Source organism: Pseudomonas sp. NPDC096950, from assembly GCF_044762525.1.
In the GTDB taxonomy this organism is placed as follows: Bacteria; Pseudomonadota; Gammaproteobacteria; order Pseudomonadales; family Pseudomonadaceae; genus Aquipseudomonas.
In genome coordinates, this window is the sequence record NZ_JBIWEL010000001.1 from 895,646 (window position 1) to 908,738 (window position 13,093).

Genomic DNA, 13,093 nt, shown 5'->3' on the forward strand with positions numbered 1-13,093 from the left:
ACAGCCATTAGAACGAGTTGTTGGAAATGGCCAGCGAGTTGCTTTGTTGGTTGCCCACACCAGCAGCCACGTTGACACCGAGGTTGCCGCTGCCACCATTCACCGAACCGCTCAGGGTTGCAGTGTTGGTCACAGGGTTGGCCCAGCCAGTTGGAGTCAGCACTTGATAGGAATACGTGTTGCTCAGATCAAATGAGCTGCTCTCAGCATAGGCTTTCGCTTTGTCATACGAAGACTCGTGAGACTTGCTGCCGGATTTTTCGAACGAGGAATCGAACGACTTATCGAACGACGAACTGCCCGATTTGTTGTGCGATTTATCGATCGATACGTCCAGCGTTGCGTCAAGCGATGCAGTCAGAGAAGCGTCGGAAGACGAACTGCTGCTGCCATTGTTGTGACGGCCATAGTCCCAGGATGCGTTTCTGGAAGCCTCGACCGAAGCATCCAGAGTAGCGTTCAACGAAGCGTTCAAGTCAGAGCTGGAGGAACTGCTCTTCTCGTAGCTTTTTGAGCCACTGGCATCGAAGCTTTTCGAACCGCTCACGTCAAAGCTCGATGAAGAGCTTTTGCTTCCGGATGCTGCACTGGCCTTGGCGTAGTCGGCACTGCCGCTGGCCGAGGTGGTGAAGGTCAGCGTATCCACGCGATAGGTACGATCGGCGTTGTTATTAACGGTCAGGCCAGGACCAGTTTGAGAAGCAGAGGCAGTGGCTGTTGCGTTACCCAGTGGAGCATTGGTGTTAGCAATGGCCATGGTGTTTTTCTGTTGGTTCAGGTCGCCGGCAGCAACGTTGACGCCCATGTTGCCGCTGCCACCATTAGCCGATCCGCTCATAGAAGCAGTAGCGCTGCTGCCGTAGTTGTCGACCCGGTTGTTGCGGCTGGTTTGGGTGACGGAAGCGGTGGCGCTGGCAGTACCGAACACGAACGCATTATCAGGAGCGGCAGCTGCGGCGTTTGCAATAGCGGCCGCGTTGTCTTGTTGGTTGCCGTCGCCGCCAGCCACGTTGACGCCGACGTTGCCGCTGGTGCCTGTGGCGGAGTTGTTCATCTCGGCACTGTTGACAGTCCCGGCGTTGCCAATGCGGTTATCGGTACTGCTTTGGGTATCCCAAGCATTCGCCGTGGCGTAGACAGGGATTCTGGTTGGAGGAGGGGTGTGCTGACCGTTGTTATTGTTATGGCCATTGTGGTGACCATTGTGATCGTCATCACGCTGCCCAGCTTGTACAGCAACAGCCATGACCGCAGCAATTGCGAAAACCAGAGGCTTGATTGCCATCGAAGGTTTCATGGTGATTCTCCGTACTGATTTTAGGTTAAGTGTTGTTTTTTTTACCTGTTTTGGGTCAATCCGCGACCCGTACGCTCACGGTGTTGGCCGTTCGGTTTCCCACCCCGGCGCTCTGATTCAACTGAATGACTCCACGGCTACCGGTGAAGGCCTGATCGCTGGTAGCGACCCGGCGATAGCCTGGTGCGGAGTCAGTTGAATCGGAGTTGTTGATCAGCGCCACGTTCTGTTGAAGGAGGACGCTGTCGTCGATACTTTGCGGCTGTGTACTGATGCTTATCCGCAGGGCATTGGCCTGCTGGTTGTTGGCGCCCGCGCTCTGGTTGACGCCCAGCACGCCGTTACCGTTGCTGAAGGCGTTACCCTGAATGCTGGCGCTGGCGTCGATGCGGGGGTCCGCGGGTGAACGCAGCCGTTGGCGAATCTGTGTGGATGCATTGGCGTTATTGCCAATGGCGATGGCCCGGGCGTTGACCTGTTGTTGCTGGTCGCCCGCCGCCTGGTTGACCCCGAGGTTGCCCTGGTACTGCGCGCCCGAGCCGTCGATGTCGGCGTTGTCGATGACGGGAGATTGGGCAAAGGACGATGCACTGCAAAACATGGCGATAATCAGCAGCGAACGATTCATGCTAACGGTCTCCCGTTATGATTTTCAGAGCACCCAGGCCCTGCGTGATGTTCGAATTGACCATGTTGGCAATGCCGCTGCCCGAGTTTCCCGAACGCCCGGCGGGCAGGTTGGACAGTTGGGACTGGTTGCTGATATTGCCGCCCAGGTTGTTGGTGTTTTGAGTCACCAATTGGCTGATGCCTGCACCACTGGCGACACCGGCAAAGTCGCCGTCGCTCAACTCGTTCGTTTGATTGAGAATATGTTGCGAGGGGTTGGCATTGACGGTGGTGGGGTGAGGGTCGGGGATTAACGGTGGAACCACTGCGTTGCGCGTCTGAACATCGCGTTTGATCGTAATGATGCCGTTGTCAGCCTGGACAGGCAGGCAAACACTTGAGCCCAATGCGCATCCGATCAGCAGGAGGCTATAAATGTGATGATTGAATTTCCCCACGGCGGCAATTCCTTCTGTGATGAAACGCTGGCCCTTATCAGCGTTGCGAGGAAGAGAGCAGAAGGTGTGCCGGTTTTGGGTTTTCTTTTAAAAACAGTGGGTTGAATTTAATTATTGAGGTCGTCAAAAGATATTTGTTACGCCACTGAGACAGAGCCACGCAAAAAACGCCATCCATGGGCGCGGCAGTGCTCGCTAGAGCACTGAAAGGCAGGTTGTATCAGTGGCTTAACAGTTTCATTCTGAAGTGCGCTGACCGCTTTAATTCGCGGGTTCGCTCAGGAGGGGGTGTTTCATAAATGGACACTCGGGGCGGGGCGGGGTGCCTCGATCAAGCCTCGAGCAAGCGCGTCACAACCTCGAATGCGGCGTCTTTGCGCTGTTGCCAATCACCTTGCAGTACCTGATAAGGCTGGTGGTGCAACTCAAGCCATTGCTGGCTGGCCTGGAAAAACGCCTGGCGTTCTGCCAGTTGCGGTTGGCAACGCTGCCCGTCGTCATGCCAGGCCACGGTTTCAGGGCTCAGCAGTAAATGCAGATCGTAGTGTCGTGCCAGCAATGCCTGCTCGATCCACGTCGGGCAAGCGCCAAATAACGTCCGACTCCAAAGGATATTGCTCAGTAGGTGCGTATCGAGGATCAACAGTGCCGGTTGTCTGGCCCGTGCTTCATCTTCCCAGGCCAGTTGGCCGAGGGCGATGGAAGTGATGTCGTCGTAGCAAGTCTCGCGAGCTTCGCTGTCGATGAAATGCCGAACGTACTCACCGACCAACAGGCCGCCAAAACGGGCTTGAATCTCGCCCGATAGCCAGCTCTTGCCGCTGGATTCGGGGCCGGTGAGTACCAGTACTTTCATGCGTGCAGCGCCGGGTCGGCACGCCATTCACGCCAGCCTTGCACGGCAATTACGGTGAATAGGCCGTAGAGGGACGCGGTCAGGTACAGGCCTTTATAGATGAACAGGCTGACAAAGATCACATCCAGAACGATCCATAATGGCCAGCATTGCACGCGTTTCTGCGCCATCCATAACTGCGCCACCAGGCTGAAACCGGTCAGTGCGGCATCGAGCCAGGGTTGAGCGGCATCGGTCCAGTGGGCCATGGCTGCGCCCAACAGCAGACTGCCGATGGCGCCTGCGGCCAGCCCGAGCAGGATTGAACGCGCATCCAGTTCACTGACTTGCCGGCCATGATGGGCATCGCCGGCGCGGGTCCATTGCCACCAGCCATAGAGTTGCAACGCGGCGTAGATCACCTGCAGCAGCATGTCCGAATACAGCTTCACCTCGAAGAAGATCCAGCTGTAAAGCAGCACCATCACCAAGCCGATCGGCCAGCACCAGGGATTCTGTTTGACCGTCAGCCAGACGGCGATCACGCCGAGGGCGGCAGCAAACAGTTCAAGCCCGGACATGGCGGTTCCTTGGGGGAAGTCGAAGAGGGGGCGATTGTACCCAGATTGTCAGCCGCGGGCTCCCCCGACGCTGTCAGACAACGCACATAACTAATGTGGGAGCGGGCTTGCTCGCGAAGGCGTCGTGCCAGTCAACATGAATGCTGAATGACACACCGCTTTCGCGAGCAAGCCCGCTCCCACAGGGATGATGTTTTGGCTTAAACGCGGAATTGCTTGAGCAACCCGTTTAACTGCTCGCTCAATTCCTTGAGGTGAACACTGGCCAGGCTCGACTGCTCTGCCGCCAATGCCGTGCTGTGGGACAACCCGGCAGCCTGGGTCACGTTCTGGTTGATGTCTTCCACCACGTGGGCTTGTTGCAAGGTCGCGCTGGCAATCGAGGCGTTCAGCCCGTTGAGGTTGCGCAAGGCCTGACCGATGGCGCTGAGGCTGGCACCGGCGAGGCCGGCCTGTTCGATGGTCAGTTGCGACGCCCGGCTGCTGTCGCCGATCACCTTGACCGCCGCTTCGGAATGGTTTTGCAGGCGTTCGATCATTGCCTGGATTTCCGCCGTGGACTTCTGGGTTCGCTGCGCGAGCAATCGCACCTCATCGGCGACCACCGCAAACCCGCGACCTTGCTCGCCGGCCCGGGCCGCTTCAATGGCCGCGTTGAGGGCCAGCAGGTTGGTTTGTTCGGCAATCGAGCGGATCACCTCCAACACGCTGCCAATCTGGGTGCTTTCGGCGGCCAGGGTGCGGATCACTTCGACCGCTTGGTCAATGGTCCCGGAGAGTTTGTCGATTTGCTGCAAGCTGCCATCAATGTTGACCTGGCCTTGCTGGGCCTGGGACTCGGCATCACGCATTTCGCTGGCCGCGTGCTCGGCGTTCTTGGCCACATCCTGCACGCCGTAGGTCACTTCATTGATCGCGGTCGCCACCAGTTCCATTTGCTGGGACTGCTGCTGACTGCGTTGCTGGGCCTGCACCGCGTCGTTCCCGAGGTCGGTGGACGATTGGCCGAGCGCACTGGCGGACACCTGCAATTGGCTGATCACCAACCGCAGCTTGGCGGTAAAGGCATTGAAGTGCCGCGCCAGTTGGGTGACTTCGTCCTGGCCGTGGGTATCGAGGCTGCGGGTCAAATCACTTTCGCCGCTGGCAATGTTGGCCATGGCGTTCACGGTTTCCTGCAACGGCCGCACGATGCTGCGGGCAATCATGATCACCAGCAGCGCCATGAGCAGCGCAATCGCCAGACCAATGAAGGACGCTTTCCACACCTGGCCATAGAACTCGGCCTGCATGTCATCGATGTACACGCCGGAGCCGATGATCCAGCCCCAAGGCTCGAACAGTTTGACGTAGGAGGTTTTTTCCACCGGTGCACTGGCGCCCGGTTTCGGCCAACGGTAATCGACCATGCCGGCGCCCTTGGCCTTGGCGATGACCACCATTTCGTTGAACAGCGCAAAACCGTCCGGGTCGCGGATCGCCGACAGGTTCTGGCCTTCGAGTTTCGGATTCGCCGGGTGCATGATCATCACCGGCGTGAGGTCGTTGATCCAGAAGTAGTCGTTCTGGTCATAGCGCAAGCCGCGAACCGCAGTCATGGCCTGTTTCTGCGCGGCCTCGCGGGTGAGGGTGCCGGCGGTTTCCAGGTCATGGTAGTAGTTCAGAATGCCACTGGCGGTCTGCACCACATGCTGGGTTTTCTGCGCCTTGGCGTGGTACAGGTCATCGTGGATCTGTTTGAGCATCAGCATGCCCAAGGTCAATAACATCACGATGGCCACGATCAAGATGAGCCACAAGCGTCGGCTGATCGACACACTGCGCAAGCTGTTCATAACGCTGTCACTCCAGATTCTTATTCTTGTCATAAACGACCGCCAGCATCCAACCACGCTTTGCCGGCCGGAACCATGCGACGCAAGTCCAATTACGCAGCGGCGTTAATCAGGCATCTCTGATAGGATTTCGGCCTCGCACGGAAAAACCTGAATCCAAGTTGATTTTTCACGGAATTTTTACCGTTTCGTGTGGATCCTGTGCGCGCAAGTCATCAGCTACGCTCAGCGCAGTGAACGTATCAAAAATATTAACGGGGCAGGCCTTGGCGCACTGCCTTTGGGGGATTGATGGATCTTTGGACCGCCTTTCAGGCACTGATTCTTGGGGTTGTAGAAGGGCTGACGGAGTTTTTGCCCATTTCGAGTACCGGACACCAGATTATCGTCGCGGACTTGCTCGACTTCGGTGGTGAGCGGGCGATCGCGTTCAACATCATTATCCAGTTGGGTGCGATTCTGGCGGTGGTGTGGGAGTTTCGCCGCAAGATCCTCGACGTGGTGACCGGCTTAAAGACTCAGCCGAGCGCACGTCGCTTCACGGCGAACCTGCTGATCGCCTTTATGCCGGCGGTGGTGTTGGGGGTGATCTTTTCCGACTTGATTCATCACTACCTGTTCAACCCGATCACGGTGGCGGCAGCGCTGGTCGTGGGCGGGATCATCATGTTGTGGGCCGAGAAGCGCCAGCATGAAGTGCATGCCGAAACGGTCGACGAGATCACCTGGAAGGACGCGCTGAAAGTCGGCTTCGCCCAGTGCCTGGCGATGATTCCGGGGACCTCGCGTTCCGGCTCGACCATCATCGGTGGCCTGCTGTTCGGGTTGTCGCGCAAGACCGCAACCGAGTTCTCGTTCTTCCTGGCCATGCCGACCATGGTCGCGGCGGCGGTGTACTCGGGGTTCAAGTACCGTCACCTGTTCGTGCCGGCAGACTTTCCAGTATTTGCCGTGGGTTTCATCACCGCGTTTATCTTCGCGATGATTGCGGTCAAGGCGTTGCTCAAGTTCATTGCCAGCCACAGCTACGCGGCATTTGCCTGGTATCGCATCGCGTTCGGCCTGGTGATCCTGGCGACCTGGCAATTCGGTTGGGTTGATTGGGCCGCTGCCAAGCCATGAGTGATTCCAGCGCGCGGAATAACCCCGGACGTCCGTCCGGGGGGCAGGTCCAGCATCCTCGCCTGAAGCTATTGGTGTTCGCTGTGCTCTGCGCGCTGCCGCTGTATGGCTCGCTGGCGTTGTGGCTGCGCGGGGTTTCAGTGATTCCGCTGGCCGCTTACGGCGTGGTCAGCCTGATCGCGTTTTTCCTTTACTGGAGCGACAAGCGCAAGGCCCGCGCCGACACCTGGCGCACTCCGGAAAACGTTTTGCACGCGGTGGAACTGGCCGGTGGCTGGCCGGGCGCGTTGTTGGCCCAGCAAGTGTTCCGGCACAAGACCCGCAAAGTCTCGTTTCAACTGGTGTTCTGGCTCATCGTACTGCTGCACCAAGTGTTCTGGATCGACCAATTGTTCCTTGGCGCGCACTTGTTCGCGTTGTTCTAGAGCAACAGCCCGACCTGGGTACGCTTGGGCAACTTGCTCACCACCAGTTGGTGGGAACGTTGCAACAAGGCTTTCAGTTCCTCGGCGCCCAGCGGGTAGGGCACCTGCATGATGATCCATTGCGCCCGGGCCAGGTATGGCGCCGGGTGAATGCCCGGACGGTCGCAATGACCGAGAAACAAATCCTTGTCGACCTTGAACGCCAGGGAATCGCCCCGCAGGTTCTGCAGCGCAAACATCTTGTTGCCGGCAATCGAAAACACCCGCACACCGCCCCATTTGTAGTCTTCCCGCGCACCGGGCAGCTCCAGGCAAAACTGTGCGACATCCGCTTCGCTCATGCGTCCAGCCTTCATATCAAACGGTCCCCACAGGCATTGAATGATTCGATCAAATGGTCGATCCAGGCGCGCACCGCCGGCATGACTCCGCGCCGATGAGGGTAGACCGCTTGCAGCCAGCCGCCAGGCAATGACCAGTCAGGCAACAACTGGATCAGTGAACCGTCCTCGATTTCCTGTTCGCAGTACATCATTGGCAGCACTGTAAAGCCCAGGCCGGAGAGGGCGCAGGCCCGGCGCACTATAAAGTCGTCGATGCCCAGACGTGCTTCCAGCGCCAGGTCGCGGCTTTTGCCCTGTTGATCGATCATACGGATATGCACCATGCGGTCCGGCTCCAGTGCGCCGAGTACTGGCAAGCCCTTGAGGTCTTCCGGGTGGTTGATCTCCCGGCCGTGCAGGAAGGCGGGACTGGCAACCATCAGAGTCTGTGCCTGACGCAGGCGCCGGGTGACCAGTAACGGGTCTTCATCCCCCGGTTCGCGTACGCGTAACGCGACATCGACGCCTTCGGTCACCAAATCAACCCGGCGGTTGATCAGTAAAACCTCCAATTGGACCTGCGGGTACTTCTCCAGGAAAACGCTGATGACCTTCGGCAATATCTGATGGGCCAGACCCACAGGGCAGGACACCCGCAGCCGTCCCCGAGGTTCGCTGGACATGCTGGCCACCGCTTCGTCAGCCATCTCCGCTTCCAGCAGCATCGCCTGGCAGTGGCGCAAATAACGTTCGCCCACGGCAGTCAGCTTCAGTTGCCGGGTGGTGCGTTGCAGCAGACGCGCGCCCAGGCGTTCTTCCAGCTCGGCAATGCGCCGTGACAGTCGCGACTTGGGAATCCCCAGCAAGCGTCCGGCCGCGGCGAAACCACCGGCTTCGACCACCTTGGCGAAATAGTAGAGATCATTCAGGTCTTGCATGGCGTGAACTCGATTGTTCTATCAGTGAGACGAACTATCGCATTGTTGCGGGCTAATCAGCTATTAGATTCATCTGTAGGCTCCTCCCCATCAGATCGCCCGAGTGGCGATCCTCATCTGGAGATCCTTTATGAAACTGTTGCATATCGATTCGAGCATTTTGGGTGACAACTCGGCTTCCCGTCAGCTGAGTGGCGACGTGGTCAAAGCCTGGCAAGCCGCTGACGCTTCGGCCGTCGTGACTTACCGTGACCTGGCCGCTGATGCTATCAGCCATTTCTCCGCCACGACTCTGGTCGCTGCCGGCACCAGCGCTGAACTGCGCAACGCCGCACAACAGCACGAAGCCGAGCTGAGCGCTTCGACCCTGGCCGAATTCATCGCCGCTGATGCCATCGTGATTGCCGCGCCGATGTACAACTTCACCATTCCAACCCAACTCAAGGCCTGGATCGATCGCATCGCCGTTGCCGGTCAGACCTTCCGCTACACCGAAGCCGGCCCTGAAGGCCTGTGCGGTGGCAAGAAACTGGTGATCGTTTCGACTGCTGGCGGCCTGCATGCCGGTCAAGCGACCGGTATTGCTCACGAAGACTATTTGAAACTGCTGTTCGGTTTCCTGGGCATCACTGATATTGAGTTTGTTCGCGCCCATGGCCTGGCTTACGGTAACGAAGTCCGTACCAAAGCCCTGAGCGATGCTCACACGCAAATCAGCGAGCAACTGTTCGCTGCGGCATAAGGCCTGTGTAAGGCTTGCGTAAAAAATACTAAACGGCTCAGGCAATACCCGAAAAACTCTGTATTCTGATCATGGTAATGATCAGTTACAGAGTTTTTTTGTTTTTGATGGTTTTTTATGTTCTGGCCCAGGTTATGCAGTCGAGGGTTAACGTCCCCGTCGCGCAATGACCTTGATGGCCACAAACACTGGCACAAGGCCGCGTTCTCCGCCAACCGGAGCACTACGGGCTTTTCAGTCAAGTAACAAAGGTGGGGCATCCCATGGTGCGTCTTTGTGCAACGTTACTGATATGCCTGCTCAGCAGCCTGATTTCAGTGCACGCTGCGCCTGGCCTGCATCCCCACTGGGGCGTCGGTTATCACGAGATGACGTTCCTCGATCCGCTGGATTTGCAGCCGATGCGCGCCATCGCCTTTTATCCGTCCAGCGATAAAGATCAGACCAGCAAACTCGAGGGTTACACCGTCGAAGCCAGTGAAGACGCCCGCGTCGCTATCGGGCGTTTCCCGATGCTGATGCTGTCCCACGGTAACGTCGGCACGCCGCTGGCCCTGCACGACCTCGCCACCTCGCTGGCCCGCAAGGGGTTTGTAGTGGTTGCGGTGATCCATCCCGGCGACAACTCCAAGGATCACAGCCGTCTCGGCACCCTGAGCAATCTGTACGGCCGCCCACTGCAAATTTCCGAAGCGATTACCGCGACACTGGGCGATGCGATGCTGGCGCCTTTCGTCAATGCCGACCAGGTCGGCGTGATTGGCTATTCGGCGGGTGGCGAAACCGCGTTGATCCTGTCCGGCGCCACGCCTGACCTGGATCGCCTGCGCCGTTATTGCCAGGAACGCCCGGACGACCGCGACGCCTGCAACACCCAGGGCGAACTGATTGTTGATCGTGACGACTTGCAGCCAGTGGCCGACCCGCGAGTCCATGCCTTGCTGCTGATGGCGCCGCTGAGCCTCAAGTTCGGCCGCCACACTTTGGCCGACGTGCATGTACCGGTGCTGCTGTACAGCGGCGATGGCGACAAACTGGTGGCGTTCGACAAAAACGCCGCAGCGCTGGCGCGCAAACTGCCAATCGCGCCGGACTTCAAATTATTGGCCGGGGCAGGGCACTTCGTGTTCATGGCGCCGTGCAATGAAGAACAGATCATCGCCATGCCGGCGCTGTGCACCGATGCGGACGGGGTGGATCGCGAAGACATCCACCGCAACCTGATCTCCGAAGCCGGGCGGTTCTTCTCCCATGCCCTGGGCAAGCCGAGCCGGGCGGGGATGCAGACGGCGGATCAATAATCTAATCACCACCGAATAGCCCCTGTGGGCGCGGGCTTGCTCGCGAAAGCGGTGTGTCAGTCAACATTGCATCGACTGACCTGACGCCTTCGCGAGCAAGCCCGCTCCCACAGTGGATCGTGGTTGTCAGGCGATTGCGCGGCGTTTCAGCAGGAGCGTCAAACCAAGCCCCGTCACCGACAACAACGCCGCACTGAAGAAAATCCACGAATACCCCAGGTTCAACGCCACCGCGCCCATCAGCGGTCCGGCAATCGCCAGCGCCAGGTCAAAAAACACCGCGTAAGCACTCAGCCCCGCACCGCGACTGGAGTTGGGCACCTGCTTGATCGCCTCGACCCCCAGCGCCGGATACACCAGCGACAGGCCAAACCCCGTCAGTCCGGCGCCGATCAACGCGTAACCGGTGGACGGTGCCAGCCATAGCAGCACCAGGCCCACGGTCTCGATGGTCATGCAGGCAATCGCCGAGGTGAAACCACCGAAACGGCTGATCGCGGAAATGAACAGCAGCCGCGACAAAATGAAACACACGCCGAACACCGTCAGGCAATACGCCGCGCCGGTCCAGCCGCGATTGAGGTAATACAAGGTAATAAAAGTGGTCAGCGTGCCGTAGCCGATGGACGCCAGGCTCAGGCTCGCGCCAAACGGGGCAATGCGCCCGAACACGTTCCAGAACGGCAGGCGTTCACCGCGAATCACCGGCACCGACGGTTTGTTGCGAATCAACACCAGCGCTCCCATCGCCAACACCGACAGCACAATCCCCAGGCTTTCAAAGCCGTACTCGGCGACCATCACCACGCCCAGCGGCGCGCCAATGGCGATGGCGCCGTAGGACGCGATCCCGTTCCAGGAAATCGAACGCGCCGTGTGCTCGGCGCCGACCTGACCCATGCACCAACTGATGGTGCCGACGCCAATCAAACCTTGGGCAATCCCCAGCAGCAGTCGGCCGGCGATCAGGATCACCAGGCTTAGCAATGGAAAGCTTTGCAGCAACGTCGACAGCAAGGTCAAAAGCCCGCTCAAGACAATCCCCGACAAGCCGTAAACAATCGCCCGCTTGGTGCCGACACTGTCCGACATACGCCCGGCCATCGGGCGGCTGAGCAGGGTGGCCAGGTACTGACACCCGATGGTCAGCCCCGCAATGATCGCGCTGAAACCCAATTGTTCATGGACATACCCCGGTATCACCGCGATTGGCAGGCCGATGCAGAGGAAGGCAATAAAGGTATAGAAAACGATGGAGACGATCTGCAGGGTGATCGCCATGGAGCTTTGCGGGGGCAGTTGCTGCACTGACATGAGGGCTCGTTCGCGGGCGGCGGTGGGAGACCTGCATCATGGCGTGGGCGGGGAATAAAAGGAAGCAGGCTAACTATATTCGGTTTCGAATTTTTCGGTGTTATTGCCGGCCTCTTCGCGAGCAAGCCCGCTCCCACATTTGAAATGCATTCTCTGTGGGAGCGGGCTTGCTCGCGAAGGTTTCAGCACCAAAACATTCCCTGGCCCTGAAATGCAAAAAGCCCCGTCACCAGGACAGGGCTTTTCATTTTCAACCGCTACTTAAAACACAACGCCCTGGCTACGCAGGTAATCATCATAAGTACCGCTGAAGTCGATCACGCCGCTAGGGCTGAGTTCGATAATACGGGTGGCCAACGACGATACGAACTCACGGTCGTGGCTGACGAAGATCAGCGTGCCCGGGTAGTTCTCCAGCGCCAGGTTCAGCGCCTCGATAGATTCCATGTCCAAGTGGTTGGTCGGTTCGTCCATGATCAACACGTTCGGCTTTTGCAGGATCAGCTTGCCGAAGAGCATGCGACCTTGCTCACCACCGGAGATGACCTTGACCGACTTGAGGATCTCGTCGTTGGAGAACAGCATCCGGCCGAGGGTGCCGCGAACGATTTGCTCGCCGCCCTGGGTCCATTGGCCCATCCAGTCGAACAGGTTGCAGTCGTCTTCGAAGTCGTGCGCGTGGTCCTGGGCGTAGTAGCCCAGTTCCGCGGCGTCGGTCCATTTCACAGTACCGGCATCCGGGGTCAGTTCGTTGACTAGGGTGCGCAGCAGGGTGGTTTTACCGATACCGTTCGGGCCGATGATCGCCACGCGCTCGCCGGCTTCAACCACAAAGCTGAAGTCCTTGAACAGCGTTTTGCCGTCGAAGCCTTTGGCCATTTGATCGACGATGACCGCCTGACGGTGCAGCTTCTTGGTTTGTTCGAAACGGATGAACGGGCTCACACGGCTCGAAGGCTTGACCTCGGCCAGTTGGATCTTGTCGATCGCCTTGGCGCGGGACGTGGCCTGCTTGGCTTTCGAGGCGTTAGCCGAGAAGCGGCTGACGAACGATTGCAGTTCCGAAATCTGGGCTTTCTTCTTGGCGTTGTCCGACAGCAGTTGCTCGCGGGACTGGGTCGCCACGGTCATGTACTCGTCGTAGTTGCCCGGGAACAGGCGCAACTCGCCGTAATCCAGGTCAGCCATGTGGGTGCACACGCTGTTCAGGAAGTGACGGTCGTGAGAGTTGATACTCATCAGGCTGGAGCGCTGGGTCAGGATGTTTTCCAGCCAGCGGGGGGGGGTGTTGTCCCAGGGGGTGGTCGGGGCGG

The 13,093-nt window shown here is 58.7% G+C and carries 14 protein-coding genes; 4 read left to right on the forward strand and 10 right to left on the reverse strand.

From position 1 onward, the window contains the following. Nucleotides 1-7: 7 nt before the first annotated feature. The 6 genes from ACIQY3_RS04255 to ACIQY3_RS04280 all read right to left on the reverse strand — a co-directional run bounded on the left by ACIQY3_RS04255 (nucleotide 8) and on the right by ACIQY3_RS04280 (nucleotide 5,615). Complete coding sequence (locus ACIQY3_RS04255; RefSeq protein WP_403017565.1) at nucleotides 8-1,297, reverse strand: heme utilization protein; 1,290 nt, start codon at nucleotides 1,295-1,297, stop codon at nucleotides 8-10. A 55-nt stretch (nucleotides 1,298-1,352) separates the two neighbouring features. Beyond that, nucleotides 1,353-1,925: an adhesin gene (locus ACIQY3_RS04260; RefSeq protein ID WP_403017567.1), complete on the reverse strand. Its 573-nt coding sequence runs from the start codon at nucleotides 1,923-1,925 to the stop codon at nucleotides 1,353-1,355. A 1-nt stretch (nucleotide 1,926) separates the two neighbouring features. Beyond that, complete coding sequence (locus tag ACIQY3_RS04265) at nucleotides 1,927-2,364, reverse strand: hypothetical protein (protein WP_403017569.1); 438 nt, start codon at nucleotides 2,362-2,364, stop codon at nucleotides 1,927-1,929. A gap of 331 nt (nucleotides 2,365-2,695) precedes the next feature. Beyond that, entirely contained in the window at nucleotides 2,696-3,220 is a 525-nt protein-coding gene (locus tag ACIQY3_RS04270; RefSeq protein ID WP_403017572.1) for an AAA family ATPase, read from the reverse strand. Further along, a complete protein-coding gene (gene pnuC / locus ACIQY3_RS04275; RefSeq protein WP_403017574.1) occupies nucleotides 3,217-3,780 on the reverse strand; it encodes a nicotinamide riboside transporter PnuC in 564 nt (187 codons plus the stop codon). The genes ACIQY3_RS04270 and pnuC overlap by 4 nt, the downstream gene beginning before the upstream one ends. Nucleotides 3,781-3,980: 200 nt before the next feature. Further along, entirely contained in the window at nucleotides 3,981-5,615 is a 1,635-nt protein-coding gene (locus ACIQY3_RS04280; RefSeq protein WP_403017578.1) for a methyl-accepting chemotaxis protein, read from the reverse strand. Nucleotides 5,616-5,906: 291 nt separating this feature from the next. On the opposite strand from ACIQY3_RS04280, the gene ACIQY3_RS04285 reads away from it, so the two are divergent. Beyond that, nucleotides 5,907-6,737 (forward strand): undecaprenyl-diphosphate phosphatase, encoded by an 831-nt coding sequence (locus ACIQY3_RS04285; protein ID WP_403017580.1) that lies wholly within the window; start codon nucleotides 5,907-5,909, stop codon nucleotides 6,735-6,737. Next, entirely contained in the window at nucleotides 6,734-7,162 is a 429-nt protein-coding gene (locus ACIQY3_RS04290) for a DUF1294 domain-containing protein (RefSeq protein ID WP_403017582.1), read from the forward strand. Before ACIQY3_RS04285 ends, ACIQY3_RS04290 begins: the two co-directional genes overlap by 4 nt. Here the strand turns inward: ACIQY3_RS04290 and ACIQY3_RS04295 are convergent. Together ACIQY3_RS04295 and ACIQY3_RS04300 are read right to left on the reverse strand one after the other, a co-directional pair. Next, the gene (locus tag ACIQY3_RS04295; RefSeq protein WP_403017586.1) at nucleotides 7,159-7,518 is read right to left on the reverse strand and encodes an MmcQ/YjbR family DNA-binding protein; all 360 of its coding nucleotides are present in this window, start codon (nucleotides 7,516-7,518) and stop codon (nucleotides 7,159-7,161) included. The genes ACIQY3_RS04290 and ACIQY3_RS04295 overlap by 4 nt on opposite strands. Next, nucleotides 7,515-8,423 (reverse strand): LysR substrate-binding domain-containing protein, encoded by a 909-nt coding sequence (locus tag ACIQY3_RS04300; RefSeq protein ID WP_403017588.1) that lies wholly within the window; start codon nucleotides 8,421-8,423, stop codon nucleotides 7,515-7,517. The genes ACIQY3_RS04295 and ACIQY3_RS04300 overlap by 4 nt, the downstream gene beginning before the upstream one ends. A 130-nt stretch (nucleotides 8,424-8,553) precedes the next feature. Here ACIQY3_RS04300 and ACIQY3_RS04305 point away from each other — a divergent pair, with 130 nt between their 5' ends. Then, complete coding sequence (locus ACIQY3_RS04305) at nucleotides 8,554-9,165, forward strand: FMN-dependent NADH-azoreductase (RefSeq protein ID WP_403017590.1); 612 nt, start codon at nucleotides 8,554-8,556, stop codon at nucleotides 9,163-9,165. Nucleotides 9,166-9,428: 263 nt separating this feature from the next. After that, a complete protein-coding gene (locus tag ACIQY3_RS04310) occupies nucleotides 9,429-10,466 on the forward strand; it encodes an alpha/beta hydrolase family protein (RefSeq protein WP_403017592.1) in 1,038 nt (345 codons plus the stop codon). Nucleotides 10,467-10,592: 126 nt separating this feature from the next. Here ACIQY3_RS04310 and ACIQY3_RS04315 read toward each other — a convergent pair whose 3' ends face one another. Together ACIQY3_RS04315 and ACIQY3_RS04320 are read right to left on the reverse strand one after the other, a co-directional pair. After that, nucleotides 10,593-11,780 carry an MFS transporter gene (locus ACIQY3_RS04315; protein WP_403017594.1) on the reverse strand — a complete coding sequence of 396 codons (1,188 nt, stop codon included), beginning with the start codon at nucleotides 11,778-11,780 and terminating at the stop codon, nucleotides 10,593-10,595. A 261-nt stretch (nucleotides 11,781-12,041) separates the two neighbouring features. Continuing rightward, nucleotides 12,042-13,093, reverse strand: a 1,052-nt coding sequence (locus tag ACIQY3_RS04320; RefSeq protein WP_403017596.1) for an ATP-binding cassette domain-containing protein, incomplete at its 5' end; no start/stop codon positions are given.

Bases quoted from the DNA above. Each gene is read 5' to 3' on its own strand.
- ACIQY3_RS04255 (WP_403017565.1), bottom strand. From the start codon at position 1,297: ATGAAACCTTCGATGGCAATCAAGCCTCTGGTTTTCGCAATTGCTGCG.
- ACIQY3_RS04260 (WP_403017567.1), bottom strand. From the start codon at position 1,925: ATGAATCGTTCGCTGCTGATTATCGCCATGTTTTGCAGTGCATCGTCC.
- ACIQY3_RS04270 (WP_403017572.1), bottom strand. From the start codon at position 3,220: ATGAAAGTACTGGTACTCACCGGCCCCGAATCCAGCGGCAAGAGCTGG.
- pnuC (WP_403017574.1), bottom strand. From the start codon at position 3,780: ATGTCCGGGCTTGAACTGTTTGCTGCCGCCCTCGGCGTGATCGCCGTC.
- ACIQY3_RS04280 (WP_403017578.1), bottom strand. From the start codon at position 5,615: ATGAACAGCTTGCGCAGTGTGTCGATCAGCCGACGCTTGTGGCTCATC.
- ACIQY3_RS04285 (WP_403017580.1), top strand. From the start codon at position 5,907: ATGGATCTTTGGACCGCCTTTCAGGCACTGATTCTTGGGGTTGTAGAA.
- ACIQY3_RS04290 (WP_403017582.1), top strand. From the start codon at position 6,734: ATGAGTGATTCCAGCGCGCGGAATAACCCCGGACGTCCGTCCGGGGGG.
- ACIQY3_RS04295 (WP_403017586.1), bottom strand. From the start codon at position 7,518: ATGAAGGCTGGACGCATGAGCGAAGCGGATGTCGCACAGTTTTGCCTG.
- ACIQY3_RS04300 (WP_403017588.1), bottom strand. From the start codon at position 8,423: ATGCAAGACCTGAATGATCTCTACTATTTCGCCAAGGTGGTCGAAGCC.
- ACIQY3_RS04305 (WP_403017590.1), top strand. From the start codon at position 8,554: ATGAAACTGTTGCATATCGATTCGAGCATTTTGGGTGACAACTCGGCT.
- ACIQY3_RS04310 (WP_403017592.1), top strand. From the start codon at position 9,429: ATGGTGCGTCTTTGTGCAACGTTACTGATATGCCTGCTCAGCAGCCTG.
- ACIQY3_RS04315 (WP_403017594.1), bottom strand. From the start codon at position 11,780: ATGTCAGTGCAGCAACTGCCCCCGCAAAGCTCCATGGCGATCACCCTG.